Origin of the sequence: Leucobacter chromiireducens subsp. solipictus (genome assembly GCF_016758195.1) — a bacterium.
Taxonomy (GTDB): domain Bacteria; phylum Actinomycetota; class Actinomycetes; order Actinomycetales; family Microbacteriaceae; genus Leucobacter; species Leucobacter solipictus.
The window spans coordinates 20,509-38,225 of sequence record NZ_QYAC01000001.1; the positions used below are offsets into that span (position 1 = coordinate 20,509).

A 17,717-nucleotide genomic window follows, 5' to 3' on the forward strand; every position below is an offset into this window, starting at 1 on the left:
CGCAAGATCTTCGGTGCGGGCAGATTCCGGGTGGTGCCGCGAACACTTCCATGTATCTTGATATCGAACGATTCGTGCGGTCTGGGCAACCGACGTTGACTGAATACAGAGAGGTGTTTCTGCATGTTTGAGAAGGTATTGGTTGCCAATCGCGGTGAGATCGCGATTCGCGCGTTTCGCGCGGCGCACGAGCTGGGTGCGCTCACGGTCGCGGTGTTCCCGTATGAGGACCGGAACTCCCTGCACCGCCTGAAGGCGGACGAGGCCTACCTGATTGGGGAGGTCGGGCACCCCGTGCGCGCGTACCTCGACATCGACGAGATCGTGCGCGTCGCGGTCGAATCGGGTGCCGACGCGATCTACCCGGGCTACGGCTTCCTCTCCGAGAACCCGGGACTCGCGGAGGCCGCAGAGGCCGCGGGGATCCGGTTCATCGGGCCGGGCAAGCTCGCGCTCGAGATGGCGGGAAACAAGGTGGCGGCGAAGGAGCACGCCATCGCGGCCGGGGTCCCGGTGCTGCGCTCGACGCCGCCGACCACGAACGTTGAGGAACTCGTCACGGGCGCGGCCGAGATCGGCTTTCCCGTGTTTGCGAAGGCGGTGGCCGGCGGTGGCGGCCGCGGGATGCGCCGCGTGGAACGACCCGAGGACCTGCGCGACGCGCTCGAAGCGGCGATGCGCGAGGCCGACTCGGCGTTCGGTGATCCGACGATGTTCATCGAGCAGGCCGTGCTGCGGCCGCGCCACATCGAGGTGCAGGTGCTCGCGGACGCCACGGGCGCCGCGGTGCACCTGTTCGAGCGCGACTGCTCCGTGCAGCGGCGGCATCAGAAGGTCGTCGAGATCGCCCCGGCACCGAATCTTCCCGCCGGAAAACGCGACGAACTCACCCGTGACGCGATCGCGTTCGCCCAGTCGATCGGCTACGAGAACGCGGGAACCGTGGAGTTCCTCCTCGACACCGAGGGCGAGCGCGCCGGCGAGCACGTGTTTATCGAGATGAACCCGCGGATCCAGGTCGAACACACCGTCACCGAGGAGGTGACCGACATCGACCTCGTCCGCGCACAGATGCAGATCGCGGCCGGCGCGACGCTCGCCGAGCTGGGCCTCACGCAGGATCAGATCCAGTTGCGCGGTGCCGCGCTGCAGTGCCGAATCACCACCGAGGATCCCGCCAACGGATTCCGGCCCGACCTCGGCCGGATCACCGCCTACCGCTCGCCGGGTGGCGGCGGTGTCCGCCTCGACGGCGGCACCATCAACGCGGGTGCCCAGATCAGCCCGCACTTCGATTCGATGCTCGCGAAGCTCACCTGCCGTGGCCGCTCCTTCGAGGACGCCGTCGTGCGGGCACGGCGCGCACTCGCGGAGTTCCGGATCCGTGGCGTCGCCACGAACATTCCCTTCCTGCAAGCGGTGCTCGCCGATCCGGCATTCCAGGCCGGGGACGTGGCTACCTCGTTCATCGAGGAGCGCCCCGAACTGCTCAGCATGAACAAGCCGAAGGACCGGGCCACGCGTCTGCTGCAGCACGTCGCGAACGTCACGGTGAACCAGCCGAACGGGCCGCGACCCGCGGGGATCGATCCCGCCGCGAAGCTGCCGGCCCTGGACCTGTCACAGCCCGCGCCCGCCGGCCAGCGCTCGCGCCTGCGCGAGCTGGGCCCCGAGGGCTTCGCCCGGGCGCTGCGGGCGCAGACCGCGCTCGCCGTCACGGACACCACCTTCCGGGACGCGCACCAGTCGCTCCTCGCCACCCGCGTCCGCACCAAGGATCTCGACCGGGTCGCGCCCTATGTGGCGCGCATGACCCCGGAGCTGTGGTCGGTGGAGGCGTGGGGTGGGGCGACCTACGACGTCGCGCTCCGCTTCCTGGGTGAGGACCCGTGGGAGCGGCTCGCCACGCTGCGCGAGTCGCTCGGGGACGTGCCGATCCAGATGTTGCTGCGGGGGCAGAACACGGTCGGGTACACGCCGTACCCGGCGAACGTGGCGCGCGCCTTCGTCGCTGAGGCCGCCGCGACCGGCGTGGACGTGTTCCGTATCTTCGACGCACTCAACGATGTGAACCAGATGCGCGTCGCGATCGACGCGGTCCGGGAGACGGGCACCGCGGTCGCGGAGGTCGCGATGGCCTATACCGGCAATCTGCTCTCTCCGAACGAGGACAAGTACACCCTCGATTACTACCTGCGCCTCGCGGACGAGATCGTCGGGGCGGGTGCGCACGTGCTCGCGATCAAGGACATGGCGGGGCTGCTCCGGCCCGCGGCCGCAGCGAAGCTCGTCACCGCGCTGCGCGAGCGCTTCGATCTCCCGGTGCACCTGCACACCCACGACACGCCGGGCGGACAACTCGCGACGCTGCTCGCGGCGGCGCAGGCCGGCGTCGATGCCGTGGACGTGGCGTCGGCGCCGATGTCCGGGACCACCAGCCAGCCGTCCCTGTCTGGCCTCGTTGCCGCGCTCGCGGATACGGAGCGGGACACCGGGCTCAGCCAGGACGCCGTGTTTGCGCTGGAGCCCTACTGGGACGCCGTGCGCGCGGTGTACCGGCCCTTCGAATCCGGGCTCCCTGCCCCCACCGGGCGGGTGTACACGCACGAGATCCCCGGCGGGCAGCTCTCGAACCTCCGGCAGCAGGCGATCGCGCTGGGACTCGCGAACGAGTTCGAGAAGATCGAAGACATGTACGCGGCGGCGGATCGGCTGCTGGGCCGGATCCCGAAGGTGACGCCCTCGTCGAAGGTCGTGGGCGACCTCGCGCTGCACCTGGCCGCCGTGGATGCCGATCCCGCGGACTTCGCCGCGCACCCCGAGAACTACGACATCCCGGACTCCGTGGTCGGCTTCCTCGCGGGCGAGCTGGGTGAGATCCCGGGCGGGTGGCCCGAGCCGTTCCGCAGCCGGGTGCTCGCCGGGCGGAGCGTGAACGTGGGCGTGACGCCGCTCGGTGCGGAGGATGAGGCGCTGCTCGCGACGGCCGGCGCGGCGCGGCAGCAGGCGCTGAACCGACTCCTGTTCCCGGCCCCCACGCAGCAGTTCGAGCGGGATCGCGAACAGTTTGGCGACCTCTCGGTCCTGGACACCCCCGACTATCTGTACGGCCTGGAAGCGGGCACCGAGTACGCCATCGACCTCGCCAAGGGCGTGCGCCTGTACGTGGGGCTCGAGGCGATCGGCGAGGCCGACGACAAGGGCGTGCGGACCGTGATGGTGCGCGTGAACGGGCAGCTGCGTCAGGTGTTCGTGAAGGACGAGCGCGTCGCGGTGTCGGCGCCGGTCGCCGAGAAGGCCGACCGCACGGCCCCCGGGCAGATCGCGGCCCCGTTCTCCGGCACGGTCACCGTCAAGGTCGCGGCCGGCGACACGGTCGAGGCCGGGCAGCCGATCGCCACGATCGAAGCCATGAAGATGGAGGCCGCCATCACCGCGCCGGTCGCGGGCGTGGTCGAGCGGATCGTGTTCAGCGGGACGCGCGGGCTTGAGGCGGGCGACCTCATCGTCGTCATCGCCTAAGCTGGGTGGGTGGCAGTACGAGACATCCGCCTGTTCGGCGACCCGGCCCTCCGCACCGTTTGTGATCCGGTCGGGGAGGTGGACGAGGGCGTGCGCGCCCTCGTCACCGACCTCCTCGACACGGTCGCCTTCGACGGGCGGGCCGGGCTCGCGTCGACACAGATCGGGCACCACCTGCGTGCCTTCTCATTGAACATCGACGGGAAGGTCAGCTACGTGCTGAACCCCGAGATCGTGGCGCTCGAGGGGGAGCCGGTCCCGACGGGCGAGGGCTGCCTCTCCGTCCCGGACCTCTGGTTCGAGGTGCTGCGCTACCCGCGCGCGACCGTTCGCGGCATGGACCTCGACGGTGCCGACGTGGTGATCTCGGGGGAGGGCCTGCTCGCGCAGGCGCTCCAGCACGAGTGCGATCACCTCGACGGCAAGCTCTACATCAGCCGCCTCGACCGCGAGGCGCGCGGCGAGGCGATGCGGCAGATCCGCACCTCGAGCTGGTTCTAGCGCGCCTCGGCGAGCTTCAGGATCTCGTCGAAGAAGAGCTGCCAGCCCTCCAGCGTCGCCGCCTTCTGCTCCTCGGGGAAACCCGGGGTCTCCTGCGTCATGTGCAGGGCCGCCCCGCCGTCCGCGGGAACGATCGTGACCGTGACCGGCACGGCGTCGGCGAGCGCATCCGCGCCGGGCTGATCCGTGAGCGTGAAGCTGAACGCGTGCGGTGGTTCGACGCGCACGAAGCGGCCGGCCCAGTCGATGGTGTTTCCGTCCGGCAACACCATCGTGGCGGACCAGGGCGCGCCCGGTTCCGCCGTGAACACGAGGCGATCGGCCGGCACCTCGACGTCGGGGCCGCCGAACCAGTGGGCGAACGCATCTGCCTCACTGAGGGCGGCGAACACCGCGTCGGGAGACGCGGCGGTGGTGCGGTCGATCGCAATGCCTGTTGCGGTGACACCGGTCATGGTGTGCCCTCCTTCGGAGTGATCGTGCGGTATTTCCCGTCCGACTCGAAGACGGAACCGTCCTCACGGGTGATCGTGACCTCGACGTCGAGGTCCTCGCCGTGCAGGAAGCGCTGCTCGAGCTCCGCGACCTCTTCCGCGTACTCGCGCAGTTGCCCCGCGTTGTCGGGCGTGGCGGGGGTGAATCTCACCGCGCTGCGGAGATCGGTGAGGACGTACAGGAACGCCCTGATGTAGTCGGGGTCGACCGTGTCGCCGCCTGGGACGAGCGCGGTGATCGTGCCGTCCGTGCGTGCCGCCCGGTACCGGTCGGCGGTATCGATGATGTACTGGGAGTCCTCGGCCGCCTGGGCTGCGAGCCCGGCGTCCTCCCCGGAGTGATCCGGGGCGGGCACGAGTGGTGCCTCCGGGGTCGCGAGCGGCCGTGCGGGCCCCGCCTCGCTGATCGCGCGGCCCAGGGCCGTGAGCCCCCAGATCCCGGCCGCCAGCATCAGGATCAGCAGGGCGGCGAGGGTGACGATGAGGCCGATCGCCCAGCCCGGGAGTCCCCGCTGCGGCGGCACCGGTTGCCCGGCCTGCGGGTGTGGCTCGTACGTCACGGGGACTCCCTCGGGTGGTGCGGCGACCGCCGCGCGGTTACTTCTGCGTGTCGACCGCTTCGGTCTGCGGGTTCTCCCCGTAGAGCTTCGAGATCTCGCCAGCGAAGTCGCGGAGAATCGCCTCGCGGCGGATGCTCATCTTCGGGGTGAGGTGTCCGTTGGCCTCGATGAACTCCGTGGGGAGCGCGACGAACTTCCGAATCGACTCGGCGCGGGAGACGTACTTGTTGCCCTCGTCGATCGCGCTCTGGACCTCCGCGAGCACCTTCGGGTGTCGCACGGCCTCCGCGAGCGTCATGTTCGGATCCTCGCCCTGGTTCTTCAGCCACGCCGGCAGCATCTCGGGGTCGAGGGTGACCAGCGCGGAGATGAACGGCTTCTGATCGCCCACCACCACGACCTGCCCGATGATCGTGTTCGCGCGGATCGGGTCCTCGAGCGCGGCGGGGGCCACGTTCTTGCCGCCCGCCGTGACGATGATCTCCTTCTTGCGGCCCGTGATCGTCAGGTACCCGTCCTCGTCGAGCGAACCCAGATCGCCCGTGCGGAAGAAGCCGTCCTCGGTGAACGCGTCGCGGGTCGCCGCCGGGTTGTTCCAGTACTCCTTGAAGACGTCGATGCCCTTGATCTCGACCTCGCCGTCGTCGGCGATGCGGATCGTGTGGCCGGGCAGCGCAGGGCCGACCGTCCCGATCTTGAACTTGTCCGGCAGATTCACCGAGACCGGGGCCGTGGTCTCCGTGAGCCCGTAGCCCTCGAGGATCTTCACGCCGAGGCTGCGGTAGAAGTGCCCGAGGTAGTGGCTCAGCGGCGCGGAGCCCGACACGGCGTACTTCACGTTGCCGCCCAGCTTCTCGCGGAGCTTTGCGAAGACGAGCTTGTCGAACACCTTGAACTTAAGCCCGAGCATGAACGGGACACGGCCGGCGTCGAGCGCCTCCGAGTGCTGCACGGCGACCTTGGCCGCGGTGCGGAAGATCTTGCCCTTGCCGTCGGCCTCGGTGCTCTGCTCCGCCGAGTTGTAGACCTTCTCGAAGACGCGGGGGACCGCGAGGAGGAACGTCGGCTTGAACGAGCCGAGCGCGGGCAGCAACTGCGTGGTGTCCGGCTCATGGCCCACCCGGACCCCCGCGTGCACGGCCAGCACCGAGATAAAGCGGGCGAACACGTGCGCCAGCGTGACAAACAGCAGGGTCGAAGCGCCCGGCTGGACCACCTGATCCAGCGCCGCCCCGGCGTTGCGGGCCAGGTCCACGAAGTTCGCGTGTGTCAGCACGCAGCCGCGCGGGCGTCCGGTGGAGCCCGAGGTGTAGATCAGCGTTGCCATGTCGCTGCCGACCGCGATGCTGCGACGGCGCTCGATCTCGGCATCGGGCACCTCGGCCCCGGCCTCCGTGAGGTGCGCGATCGCGTCCTCGTCGAGCCGCCACGTGAGTTCGAGGTCCGGGAGATCGCTGCGGATCTCGGCGACGCGATCCGCGTAATCGGCGGTCTGCATGACGATCCCGCGCGCGCCAGAATCCTCGAGGATCCAGTGGATCTGCAGCGGCGACGAGGTCTCGTAGACGGGGACCATCACGGCGCCCGCGTAGTGCAACGCGAAGTCCACGAGCGTCCACGGGTAGCTCGTCTTGCACATGAATGCGATCCGGTCACCCGGCTCCACCCCGGCGGCAACGAAGCCCTTCGCGAGGCCGACAACCTGGGCACGGAACTCGGTGGCGCTGATGTCGCGCCAGCCGCCCGCCTCGGGGACCGAGAAGAGCACACGATCCGGGCTCGCCGCGACACGCTGCTCCAGCAGATCGGAAATGTTGTCCTCGGGGACGGGTGGGATCAGGATGGGCATTTCAGACTGTTTCACGGCAGCTCCCTTGATACCTGGTACAGGTCTTCACGGTGTGCGGCTCTCGCAGCCGCAACGTCACATGATTGAGCCTATACGCATACCCGTGTGTGTCCGCTCTGTCGGGTAGTCTGGTCGCACTCGAGAGGAAACCACCCACTGTGCTCTATTGGATCTTTAAACACCTGATCATCGGGCCGTTGTTGAAAATGTTCTATCGCCCCTGGGTAGAGGGTGCAGAGAACATTCCGGCGACGGGGCCCGTAATTATTGTGGGAAATCACCTGTCGGTGGTGGACTCATTTTTCCTCCCGGTGATGATCGATCGCCGGATCTACTTCCTCGCGAAGAGCGACTACTTCACGGGGAAGGGCCTCAAAGGCTGGGCCGTGAAGACGTTCATGACCGCGGTGGGGCAGCTCCCGATCGATCGTTCGGGCGGCAAAGCCTCGGAGGCCTCGCTGAATACCGCGCTCGGCGTGTTGGATCGCGGGGACGTGCTCGGAATCTATCCCGAGGGCACCCGGAGCCCCGATGCGCGGCTCTACCGTGGGCGTACGGGCGTGGCGCGCATGGTGCTCGAGTCCGGCGCGACCGTCGTCCCCGCCGTGATGATCGACACCGAGAAGGCGATGCCCATCGGCGCGAAGATCCCCAAGATCCGTCGCATCGGCACGGTGATCGGCAAGCCGCTCGACTTCTCGCGCTTCGCTGGCATGAGCGCCGACCGCTTCGTGCTCCGGAGCGTGACCGACGAGATCATGCTCGAGATCCAGCGCCTGAGCGGCCAAGAGTACGTCGACGTGTACGCCTCGAGCGTGCGCGCCCGCACCGCGTAGCGCTCTGAGCGGAACGCCCGGCTCTGCTCCCGGAAGGGGAGTAAGCTGGGTGCTTGTGGCACCCTGCCACACGTGTACGCGAATTCACCCCAACGCAAGGGAATACTGATGACGAGCAACACCACTCTGACTGCGCAAACCGGAGCGTTCGCGGGGCTTGACGCCTATCGCGCGCTCGAGGCGAAGCAGCAGCCCGAGTGGCCCGATGCTGAGGCGGCCCGGCGGGCGTCGGCCGAGCTCGCCAGCCAGCCGCCGCTCGTGTTCGCCGGCGAAGCCGACCAGCTGCGGACCCGCCTCGCGGCGGCCGCACGGGGAGAGGCGTTCCTGCTCCAGGGCGGCGACTGCGCGGAGACCTTCGAGGCCGCCACCGCGGACAAGATCCGCGACCGCGTAAAGACGCTGCTCCAGATGGCGGTGGTGCTCACCTACGGCGCATCGATGCCGGTGATCAAGGTCGGGCGCATGGCCGGCCAGTTCGCGAAGCCGCGATCCAGCACCACCGAAACGCGCGACGGGGTCACCCTGCCCGCGTACCGCGGCGATATCGTCAACGGCTTCGACTTCACCCCGGAGTCGCGCACCGCGGACCCGCAGCGCCTCGTGCGCGGGTACCACGTCTCCGCGTCGACCCTGAACCTCATCCGCGCCTTCACGCAGGGTGGCTTCGCCGATCTGCGGCAGGTCCACGAGTGGAACAAGGGCTTCGTGTCGAACCCGGCGAATCAGCGGTACGAATCGCTGGCGGCGGAGATCGACCGTGCGCTGAAGTTCATGGACGCCTGCGGCGTGGATCACACGGCCCTCACGCAGACCGAGTTCTACGTGAGCCACGAGGCGCTGCTGCTCGACTACGAGCGGCCGCTGACCCGGATCGACTCGCGCACGGGCGATATCTACGACACCTCGAGCCACATGCTCTGGATCGGGGAGCGCACCCGGGATCTCGACGGTGCCCACGTCGAATTCCTCTCGCACGTGCGCAACCCGATCGGGGTGAAGCTGGGCCCCACGGCCACCGTCGACGACGCGCTGCGCCTGATCGACAAGCTCGACCCCGAGCGCGAGCCCGGCCGCCTCACGTTCATCACGCGGATGGGCGCCGGCAAGATCCGCGACGTCCTGCCCGGGCTGCTCGCCGGGGTGCGCGACGCGGGCGCGACGCCGCTCTGGGTCACCGATCCGATGCACGGCAACGGGATCACGACCTCCACCGGGTTCAAGACGCGGCGCTTTGACGACGTCATGGACGAGCTTCGCGGCTTCTTCGAGGCGCACCGCGAGGTCGGGACGTTCCCGGGCGGCATCCACGTCGAACTCACCGGCGACGACGTCACCGAGTGCCTCGGCGGTTCCGAGAACATCGATGAGGCGACGCTCGGGCAGCGCTACGAGTCGCTCTGCGATCCGCGTCTGAACCACATGCAGTCCCTCGAACTCGCCTTCCTGGTGGCCGAGGAGCTGAAGCAGACGGTTCGCTAGCGCGAACACGGGTGAGGGGGTCGGGGCCAGCGGGCACCGGCCCCCTCAGTCGTTAGAGCGAGATCGTGCTCTTCACGCGGATTTCCGTTCCCGCCTCCACGCGCTCGCCCGCAACCGGGTCTGTGGCGGTGGCCTTCGCGAGGCTGCGCAGCGGTTCGGGAACGAGCGTGCTCGGGGCGAAACCGGCCGCCGACAGCGTATCCATCGCCTCCTGAAGCCCCATCCCGGCGACATCCGGGATCTCAAAGAGCTCCGGGCCGAGCGAGACCTGGAGGCCCACGGCGTCGCCCGGGCGGACCGGGTCGGTCGAGAGGATCAGATCCAGCACGGTGCCCTTCGGGGCGTCGCTGCTGTGCGCCTCGGAACCGAGTCCGGCGTCGACAACGAGCCCCAGGTCGGTGAGCGCGGTGCTCGCCTGTGCCGCGTCGAGGCCGATCACGTCGGGAAGGGTCCCGGCGGAGACGACGAGGTCGATCCGAGCCTGCTCGGGGTAGTGCTCGCCGAGCGCCTCACCCTCGGGGGTGAGCGCTGCGAGCACCACGCCGGCAGCTGAGTCTGCGAAGCGCGTGTCGGAAACGGAGCCGAACGTGAACCCCGCGGCGGCGATCTCCGCCTCGGCGTCCTCGCGCGACAGGCCAACCAGCGTGGGCACGGCCTTCAGCTCGGGGCCCGTTGACTGGCACAGTTGCACGGTGCTGCCGCGATCCAGGCGCACACCGGCCTCCGGATCGGTGCCGATCGCGTCCCCGACGGGGATGGTGAGGTGCGAGCACTCGATGACGGTGACGTTGAGATCCTGCGCCTCAATGGCGGCCTGCGCGGACGCCAGGTCCGAACCCGCAACGTCGGGCACCGCCACCTGCGAACCGGGGCCCTGGCCGAACCACCATCCGACGCCGCCCGCGAGGATCACGAGCACGCCGAGCCCGAGCGCGAGGAGGCGGCCTCGCCGGGTCCGCCGCCGCGCTGCATCCGCGATACGATCGATCGGGGCCATCGGCCCGCCCGCGTCGCCGCCGCCGCTCTCGAACGGGTCCACGGATCCGACGGCGGCGTCGAGCACCGTGGTGCCGCCCGTCGCGCCGAGGGCGGAATCGTCCGACCCCAAGCCCTGAGCGTTGTCGAGGACGGTCGTCGCGGAGGTCGGGACCCCCACCGCGGTGGGCATGACGCGCGTGGCGTCCAGCGGCGGTGCCTGCCCCGCGCGAATCGCGGCGAGGTGCTCAAGCGCCTCGTCGGCGTTCGCCGGGCGGGCCTCCGGCTCCCGCTGCGTGGTCCAGCGGACGAATGCGTCGAGCTCGGGGCTCGCCTCGGCGCTCACCAGCGACGGCGCGGGCACCTCGGAGTGCGCGTGCTGATACGCGATCTGCATCGGCTGCTCGCCCGTGAACGGTTGGGTGCCGGTCAGCATTTCGTAGAACATGATGCCGAAGGCGTACAAGTCGCTGCGCGCGTCCGCGACGCCGCGGGTCACGAGCTCGGGCGAGAGGTAGGCGATGGTGCCGAGGAGCGCCTGCCCGGTGGTCGTATTCGCACTCACGGCGCGGGCGAGGCCGAAATCGCCGAGCTTGATCCGGCCGTCATCCGCGAGCATCACGTTCTCGGGCTTGATGTCCCGGTGCACAATGTCGGCGCGGTGCGCGGCGGCGAGGCCCGAGAGCACCGCCTCCCCGATCTCCATGGTCTGCTCGGCGGTGAGATGCGTCTGCTGCTTGAGGAGATCGCGGAGCGTGATGCTCGGCAGATATTCCATGACGAGATACGTGCGCCCGGCGTCCTGCCCCTGGTCGTAGACGTTGACCAGGTTCGGGTGCGAGAGCCGGGCCGCGCTGCGGGCCTCCTGCTCGAATCGGCGGGTGAAGTTCTCGTCCTCCGCGAGGTGCTGATGCATCACCTTCACGGCGACGCGACGCTCAAGCCGGAGATCGTTGGCGAGGTAGACCATCGCCATGCCCCCGCGGGCAATGCGTGAGCGAATCACGTACCGCTCATCGAGAGTCTGCCCGATCAACGGGTCTGGGGGCGCAGTTGTCACGAAGAGAGTCTACGGAAGAATCTTGGGGCAGCGCCCGGCGCGCGCCGGGGCCGGGCAGATTGCGCTCCGCCCCGAGCGGTGGCACAGTGGAACTGTGGCCGAGAACTTCGCACCCGAACCGTCCTATTTCACGATCCCCGAGCTGGTCGAGCGCTTTTCCCTGACACCGGGGAAGGTGCACCGCCTGATCGAGGACAACTACCTCGCCGCCGTGCGCGTCGACGGCGTCCTCAAAGTCCCAGCAGAGTTTGTGCAGGGCAATCAGCCGCTGCCGCCGCTGCGTGGCACGCTGCTCGTGCTGCTCGACGCGGGCTTCAGCCGCGACGAATCGATTGACTGGCTGTTCGCGGTCAACGAGGAGCTGGGGGAGCGGCCGATCGATTCCCTGATGGCCGGGCGTAAGAGCGCGGTCAGACGCGCCACGCAGGCACTCGCCTTCTAACGCAGAACGACGTCGGCCCACCCGCGCTGTGCGCGGGTGGGCCGACGTGTGCGTGGACTAGGCGTCCCGCCGCGCCGCGCGCTCGGACAGCTGCGTCAGCTGAGCGGCGGCATCGGGGTGGATCGGCGCCCCCGCGAGCGCGTGGATGGCGCGGTCGACGTTGCGCGAGATCATGTCCTCGACGCGCTCCACCGCACCGCTCTCGCGGATCGTGCGCTGCAGGATCGTGACCTGCTCCGGGTCCAGATCGGTGCCGAGCAGGTCGTCGAAGATCCGGCGCTGCGTCGCAGGCAGGTTCTCGCGGGCGAGCGTCACGAGGACGGTGCGTTTGCCCTCGATCAGGTCGTCGCCGATGGGCTTCCCCGTGATGTCGGGGTCGCCGAAGACGCCGAGCTGGTCGTCCCGGAGCTGGAAGGCGACGCCCACCGGCAGGCCAAAGTCCGCGAGCGCCTCCTCCGTTTCGGGGCTCGCCCCGGCCAGCGCCGCGCCGATGAGGAGTGGCGCCTCCACGCTGTACTTCGCCGACTTGTACACGAGGACTCGCGTAGAACGCTCGAGCTGTTCCTCGTGATCCGCGAAGGTGGGCTGCTGCTCTTCGAGCACGTCGAGATACTGGCCCACGGCCACCTCGCTGCGCATCCGGTTGAAGTGCTCCCGCGCCCGGCGGGCCGCGGCCCGGTCCTCGGTTGCATCGCACGCCGACTGCATGAGCTCGTCCGACCAGGACTGCAGCAGGTCGCCGAGCAGGATCGCCCCCGCCAGCCCGAAGTGATCCGCCGAGCCGCGCCACGCCGCGTTCCGGTGCAGGGCACCGAACAGGCGGTGCACGGAGGGGCGGCCCCGCCGGGTATCGGAGCGGTCGATGACGTCGTCGTGGATGAGGGCCGCGGCGTGGAACAGCTCAAGCGCGCAGGCCGCGTCGAGGATCCGTGCATACTCGGGCGTGACGTCGCCGTCGATGTCGAGTTCGCGTACGGCGCGGTAGCCCAGCACCGCGAACTGGGCGCGGAATCGCTTGCCGCCGGTCAGAAAGCCGAGGGCTTCGTCGAGCAGGGGCAGGGCGTCCGGCCCCAGCGGAGTCAGAGCCTCGCGGTGCCGCGTCAGCGTGGCACCGATTCGCTCCTGTATAAGGCCTGCGAGTCGCATCGTTTCTTGCACACAACTAGCCTACTCACGGGTGCGCAACGTAGACTGTAATGTACAGATCGTTAGAGTGTCGGGAGGATCGTCATGGCGCTGTCAGAACACGAGCAGCGGCTGCTTGACGAGATGGAACGCGGTTTCTATCAGAGTGAAGCTGACGTGATGCAGACGGGGTCGGTGCGTCGTCGCCGGGTGAGCTACCGGTCGCTGGTGCTGGGCATCATTGTGGTGCTGGTCGGCATCGGTGTGCTGATCGGGGGAGTCGCCGCACAGCAGCTGTGGTTGGGGTTGATCGGTTTCGCCCTCATGGTGGGCGGCGTCACCCTCATGATGTCGCGCGGCTCGGACTCCGTCACCGTCGAAGACGTGCTGAACGGTGCGTCGTCAGCTGGGTCGTCGTCACGCAATTCCACACGTGAGACCCTGAGCGAGCGCGCCGAGCGCCGCTGGGATGAGCGCATGGAGGGCGAGCGCTAGCAGCCAGTCCTGTGCGGGAGTCGCCCGCACCCACGCCCGCGGGGCCGTGAACCACTGAGGTTCGCGGCCCCGCGGGCGTTTCGCGTCCCCGCTGGCGTTTCGCGTCCCCGCTGGCGTTTCGCGTCCCCGCCTCGCCCCACCCGAGCTATTTTCGCCAGCGCGAGGCATTTTCTCCCGGATTTGGCTCGTGTTAGCGAAAATGCCTCGGGGAGGGCAGCGGGGAGAGCGGCGGGGCATGCGCCGGAGGCCCCACCCGCCCCCGCGCTCCACTTGCCTCCATCGACTCCACTTTCCTCCACAATTTGGCGAAATCTGTGCCAGATCATCCCCTGCGCGAGAATCCGGGCTTCGGTGGTCACAGGTTGCGGCCCCGCGAGCCGCGGTACTCCTCTCCAACTTCGGTGTCATTATGCGGAATTTCGGCGCAGTGGAAGAAAGTGGAGTGAAAACCCGATTCTGTGGAGGAAAGTGGAGTAAGGTGGACCCAAGTCGATCCGGCGGAGGGAGGAACCCATGTTCCTGGGAACCTTCACGCCCAAGCTGGACGACAAAGGGCGGTTGATTCTTCCGGCCAAATTTCGCGACGAGCTCGCTGACGGGTGCGTGATCACCCGCGGACAGGAGCACTGCCTCTACGTCTTCAGCGAGCAGGAGTTCACCGCAATGCACGAGCGCATCAGCCAAGCGCCGATGACCTCAAAGCATGCGCGTGACTACCTCCGAGTGTTCCTCTCCGGAGCGCACCCGGAGACGCCGGACAAGCAGCACCGGGTCACGATTCCCCAGGGCCTGCGCGAGTACGCGGGTCTGGACCGGGACCTGGCCGTGATTGGGACCGGCTCGCGCGCCGAGATTTGGGACGCGACCGCCTGGGAGACCTACCTGCGCGAGCAGGAAGCCGTATTTTCTGACACTGACGGGGAGGTGATTCCGGGCATGTTCTAGCCCGGACCCCCATATGACCACTGATACCCGCGACCCCAGCGAACTGCACGTGCCCGTGCTGCTCGACCGCTGCCTCGAACTGCTCGCCCCCGCGGCGAGCCGCGAGGGTGCGGTCGTGGTGGACGCGACCCTCGGCATGGGCGGCCACAGCGAGGCGCTGCTCGACGCGCACCCCGGGCTGACCCTGATCGGGCTGGACCGCGACACCGAGGCGCTCCGCCTCGCCGGCACGCGGCTGGCCCGGTTCGGTGACCGCGCGATCCGCGTGCACGCGGTGTACGACGAGATCGCCGAGGCCGTGCGCGGTGCCGGCTTCGACCGAATCGACGGCGTGCTCTTCGACCTGGGAGTGTCCTCGCTGCAGCTCGACGAGGCCGACCGCGGCTTCGCGTACGCGCAGGATGCGCCGCTCGACATGCGGATGGACCAGAGCCGCGGCGAAACCGCGGCCGATGTGCTGCGGGAGGCCCCCGAGGGGCGACTGCGGGCGATCTTCGAGCGCTACGGCGAGGAGCCGCTCGCTGGCCGCTACGCTCGCGCGATCATCGCCGCCCGGAAGGACGCGCCGATCGAGCGCAGCGGGCAGCTCGTCGAGGTGCTGCAGGAGGCGACCCCGGCGGCGGTGCGGGATCAGCGGCACCCCGCGAAGCGCGTCTTCCAGGCGCTGCGAATTGAGGTGAACGGCGAACTGTCGGTGCTCGAGCGCGCGATTCCCGCCGCCCTCGATCTGATCGCCCTCGGCGGCCGCGCGGTCATCATGTCGTATCAGTCGCTCGAGGACCGCCTGGTGAAGCGCGAGCTGACGCGGCGCAGCCGCTCGACGGCACCGGCTGGACTTCCGGTGGAACTGCCGGAGCATCGCCCCGAGTTCAAGCTGCTGACGCGCGGCGCGGAGCTCGCGGGCGACGAAGAACGTGCCCGGAACCCGCGGGCAATCCCGGTGCGTCTGCGCGCCGCCGAACGGACGAGGGATGGGCGATGAACAACACAGTTCCGGTCGATTTCGATCTCGCGGACCTGACCGCGCCCGCGCCGGTTCGCCCGGGCACGCCGCTCACGCCGGCGGCCCCGGGGGAGCGCCACCTGCGCATCGCCCCACAGCCGGCGGGCACTCCGCGGCGCGCGCTGCAGAGCCCGCTCATCGGCTCGCTGGTCGCCGTCGGCGTGATCCTCGTGATCCTGGCCGTGCAGCTCGGCCTGAGTATCGCGATCTCGCAGGGTGCCTACGAGACGCGCGCGCTCGAGATCGAGCAGCGAGACCTGAGCCGGGTGGAGCGGGTGCTGTCCCAGAACGTGGACAAGCTGTCCTCGCCCCAGAACCTCGCTGAGAACGCGACGGCGCTCGGGATGGTGCAGAACGCGCGCCCCGCAACCCTGCGCTTGAGCGACGGCGCGGTGCTCGGCACGCTCACCTCCGAGACCGCGGAGGCCCGAGGCAATCTCATTCCGAATGCAACGCTCGAAACGATGCCTGTCGTCGACGCCGCGGGACTGCTGGTGCCGCGGACGGCACCGGCAGCCACCACTCAGCCAGAGGCCACCACGCCGCCGGTACGGTTGAAGGGCAAACTGCCGGCTCCGGAGACCCACTAGCCGGCGCACCCCGGCGAGAGGAACAGCATGCGGACGTTGCGCACAGCACGGCGACGGCGCACGGTCGCACTCGCGATCGTCGTGATCGCCGCGATCGTGTTCCTCGTGCGGCTCGTGGATCTGCAGGTCGTGTCGGCGGCGGCGCTCAGCGAGGACGCGAAGGGCAAGCGCGCCGTGGAGGTCACGGTGCCGAGCCTTCGCGGCGACATCGTGGACCGGAACGGCGAGGTGCTCGCGACCACCGACGAGCGGTACGACGTGAACCTGTCGCCGAAGAACACCCGGATCAAGGGCGGCAAGTTCTGGCGGCCGGATCCGGATCGCGGCGGGGTGGCGACGGTCGAGGTGACTGCGAAGCAGGCATTCGCCGAGATCGGTGAGATCACCGGCCAGAGCGCCGCGGAGATCCAGAAGATCGTGGACGACGCGCTGGAGGAGAATCCGAAGTCCGATTTCGCCTACGTGAAACGCGCGGTGGATCTCACGCAGCTCAACGAGCTCAAGGCGCTCGGCATCCCCTGGCTGACCTTCGAGAGTCACCACACGCGGACGTACCCGAACGGCGCGGTCGCGGGCAACATCATCGGGTTCTCGGGCTTCGAGGACGTGCCGCAGTCCGGCGTTGAGGTGTCCCAGGACGAGTGCCTCACCGGGGTCAACGGCAAGGAAACCTACGAGCGTGGTGCCGACGGCGTGCCGCTGCCGGGGAGCGTCGTGGTCGAGCGGAAGGCCGAGAACGGCGGGACCGTGGAGCTGACGATCGACCGGGACCTGCAGTGGGAGGCCCAGCAGACGATCAACGCGAAGGTGCAGGAGACCGCGGCCGAGTACGGCTACATCGTCGTGATGGATATCAAGACGGGCGAGCTCGTTGCGGTTGCCGAGGACGGCTCGGTGGACCCGAACGATGTGGACGCCTCGGACCCCCTGAAGCGCGAGGCGCGATCGTTTGTGTCACCCTACGAGCCCGGCTCCACGTTCAAGGCGATCACGGCCGCCGCGCTGATCGAGGAGGGGGCGGCCACGCCCGCCACCCAGAACCTCACGCCCGATCACCTGGTGCCGGAACCGAACGTGAGTTTTGGTGACTCGTTCCCGCACGAGCCGATCCCGTGGACGCTCGCGGGCATCCTGACGCAGTCCTCGAACGTGGGCACCGCGACGCTCGGCAACGTGCTCAGCCCCGAGGTGCGCTACGACTATCTGCGCAAGTTCGGGATCGGCGAGGCGACGCAGGCGGGCATGCCCGTGGAGGATTCCGGCATGCTGATCCCCGTCGAGGATTGGGACCGCCAGACCTCATACAACACGATGTTCGGACAGGGGCTTTCCTCGACGATCGTGCAGACCGCGGCGGTCTACCAGACCTTCGCGAACGGCGGCGTGCGCGTGCCCCCGAGCATCGTCCGCGGCTGCGCGGAGCAGAACGGATCGACGGTGAAGCCGGAGCACGGCGAACCGGTGACGGTAATCAGCCCGGAGACCGCCGCGACGATGATGCAGATGCTCGAGACGGTCACGACCGAGGGCTGGTTCGCGGACATGCTCGCCATCCCCGGCTACCGGATCGCCGGAAAAACGGGCACCGCGGAGCAGTCGGATGGTCAGGGGAGCTACCGCCAGGACTACGTGCACTCGTTCGCGGGGATCTTCCCGGCCGACGACCCGCAGTTCGTCGCGGTAACATCGATTGGGTTCCCGGCGGCAGGGGATGGGAGTAATGCCGCGCTGAACAGCTTCCGCGAGGTGGCCGAGGCCACGATCCGCACCTTCCACATCCCGCCGTCGAGCGGGGAGTTCACCCCGCTCCCCACCGAGTATTGAGACACGCCCGCAGGAGG

General features: G+C 68.9%; 15 protein-coding genes. 10 read left to right on the forward strand and 5 right to left on the reverse strand.

Features of this window, described 5'->3' with window-relative positions; genetic code table 11:
• The first annotated feature begins 123 nt into the window (after nt 1-123).
• The gene (locus tag D3230_RS00085) at nt 124-3,522 is read left to right on the forward strand and encodes a pyruvate carboxylase (RefSeq protein WP_202342993.1); all 3,399 of its coding nucleotides are present in this window, start codon (nt 124-126) and stop codon (nt 3,520-3,522) included.
• A 9-nt stretch (nt 3,523-3,531) separates the two neighbouring features.
• Complete coding sequence (def, locus tag D3230_RS00090; RefSeq protein ID WP_202342994.1) at nt 3,532-4,023, forward strand: peptide deformylase; 492 nt, start codon at nt 3,532-3,534, stop codon at nt 4,021-4,023.
• Here the strand turns inward: def and D3230_RS00095 are convergent.
• Genes D3230_RS00095 through D3230_RS00105 form a run of 3 tightly spaced genes read right to left on the reverse strand, consistent with a single transcriptional unit; the run spans nt 4,020 to nt 6,941 of the window.
• Entirely contained in the window at nt 4,020-4,478 is a 459-nt protein-coding gene (locus D3230_RS00095) for an SRPBCC family protein (protein WP_202342995.1), read from the reverse strand. The genes def and D3230_RS00095 overlap by 4 nt on opposite strands.
• A complete protein-coding gene (locus D3230_RS00100) occupies nt 4,475-5,077 on the reverse strand; it encodes a hypothetical protein (RefSeq protein WP_202342996.1) in 603 nt (200 codons plus the stop codon). Before D3230_RS00100 ends, D3230_RS00095 begins: the two co-directional genes overlap by 4 nt.
• A 37-nt stretch (nt 5,078-5,114) precedes the next feature.
• Complete coding sequence (locus D3230_RS00105; RefSeq protein WP_202342997.1) at nt 5,115-6,941, reverse strand: AMP-binding protein; 1,827 nt, start codon at nt 6,939-6,941, stop codon at nt 5,115-5,117.
• A 143-nt stretch (nt 6,942-7,084) separates the two neighbouring features.
• Between D3230_RS00105 and D3230_RS00110 the strand changes: the two genes are divergently transcribed.
• Together D3230_RS00110 and D3230_RS00115 are read left to right on the forward strand one after the other, a co-directional pair.
• The gene (locus D3230_RS00110) at nt 7,085-7,762 is read left to right on the forward strand and encodes a 1-acyl-sn-glycerol-3-phosphate acyltransferase (RefSeq protein WP_202342998.1); all 678 of its coding nucleotides are present in this window, start codon (nt 7,085-7,087) and stop codon (nt 7,760-7,762) included.
• Between the two features lie 108 nt (nt 7,763-7,870).
• Nucleotides 7,871-9,241 (forward strand): class II 3-deoxy-7-phosphoheptulonate synthase, encoded by a 1,371-nt coding sequence (locus D3230_RS00115; RefSeq protein ID WP_202342999.1) that lies wholly within the window; start codon nt 7,871-7,873, stop codon nt 9,239-9,241.
• A gap of 52 nt (nt 9,242-9,293) precedes the next feature.
• Here D3230_RS00115 and pknB read toward each other — a convergent pair whose 3' ends face one another.
• The gene (gene pknB, locus D3230_RS00120; RefSeq protein ID WP_337249016.1) at nt 9,294-11,276 is read right to left on the reverse strand and encodes a Stk1 family PASTA domain-containing Ser/Thr kinase; all 1,983 of its coding nucleotides are present in this window, start codon (nt 11,274-11,276) and stop codon (nt 9,294-9,296) included.
• Nucleotides 11,277-11,370: 94 nt separating this feature from the next.
• Between pknB and D3230_RS15750 the strand changes: the two genes are divergently transcribed.
• Entirely contained in the window at nt 11,371-11,718 is a 348-nt protein-coding gene (locus D3230_RS15750) for an Rv2175c family DNA-binding protein (protein WP_337249017.1), read from the forward strand.
• 57 nt (nt 11,719-11,775) lie between these two features.
• Here D3230_RS15750 and D3230_RS00130 read toward each other — a convergent pair whose 3' ends face one another.
• Complete coding sequence (locus D3230_RS00130) at nt 11,776-12,876, reverse strand: polyprenyl synthetase family protein (protein WP_202343001.1); 1,101 nt, start codon at nt 12,874-12,876, stop codon at nt 11,776-11,778.
• Between the two features lie 72 nt (nt 12,877-12,948).
• On the opposite strand from D3230_RS00130, the gene D3230_RS00135 reads away from it, so the two are divergent.
• The 5 genes from D3230_RS00135 (at nt 12,949) to D3230_RS00155 (ending at nt 17,700) form a co-directional block, all read left to right on the forward strand.
• Nucleotides 12,949-13,338 (forward strand): DUF3040 domain-containing protein, encoded by a 390-nt coding sequence (locus D3230_RS00135; RefSeq protein WP_202343002.1) that lies wholly within the window; start codon nt 12,949-12,951, stop codon nt 13,336-13,338.
• A gap of 513 nt (nt 13,339-13,851) precedes the next feature.
• Nucleotides 13,852-14,283, forward strand: coding sequence for a division/cell wall cluster transcriptional repressor MraZ (gene mraZ, locus D3230_RS00140; protein ID WP_202343003.1), 432 nt, complete (start codon nt 13,852-13,854; stop codon nt 14,281-14,283).
• Between the two features lie 13 nt (nt 14,284-14,296).
• Entirely contained in the window at nt 14,297-15,265 is a 969-nt protein-coding gene (gene rsmH / locus D3230_RS00145) for a 16S rRNA (cytosine(1402)-N(4))-methyltransferase RsmH (RefSeq protein WP_202343004.1), read from the forward strand.
• The gene (gene ftsL, locus D3230_RS00150; RefSeq protein WP_202343005.1) at nt 15,262-15,876 is read left to right on the forward strand and encodes a cell division protein FtsL; all 615 of its coding nucleotides are present in this window, start codon (nt 15,262-15,264) and stop codon (nt 15,874-15,876) included. Before rsmH ends, ftsL begins: the two co-directional genes overlap by 4 nt.
• 27 nt (nt 15,877-15,903) lie before the next feature.
• Nucleotides 15,904-17,700 carry a peptidoglycan D,D-transpeptidase FtsI family protein gene (locus tag D3230_RS00155; protein ID WP_202343006.1) on the forward strand — a complete coding sequence of 599 codons (1,797 nt, stop codon included), beginning with the start codon at nt 15,904-15,906 and terminating at the stop codon, nt 17,698-17,700.
• The last annotated feature ends 17 nt before the right edge of the window (nt 17,701-17,717 follow it).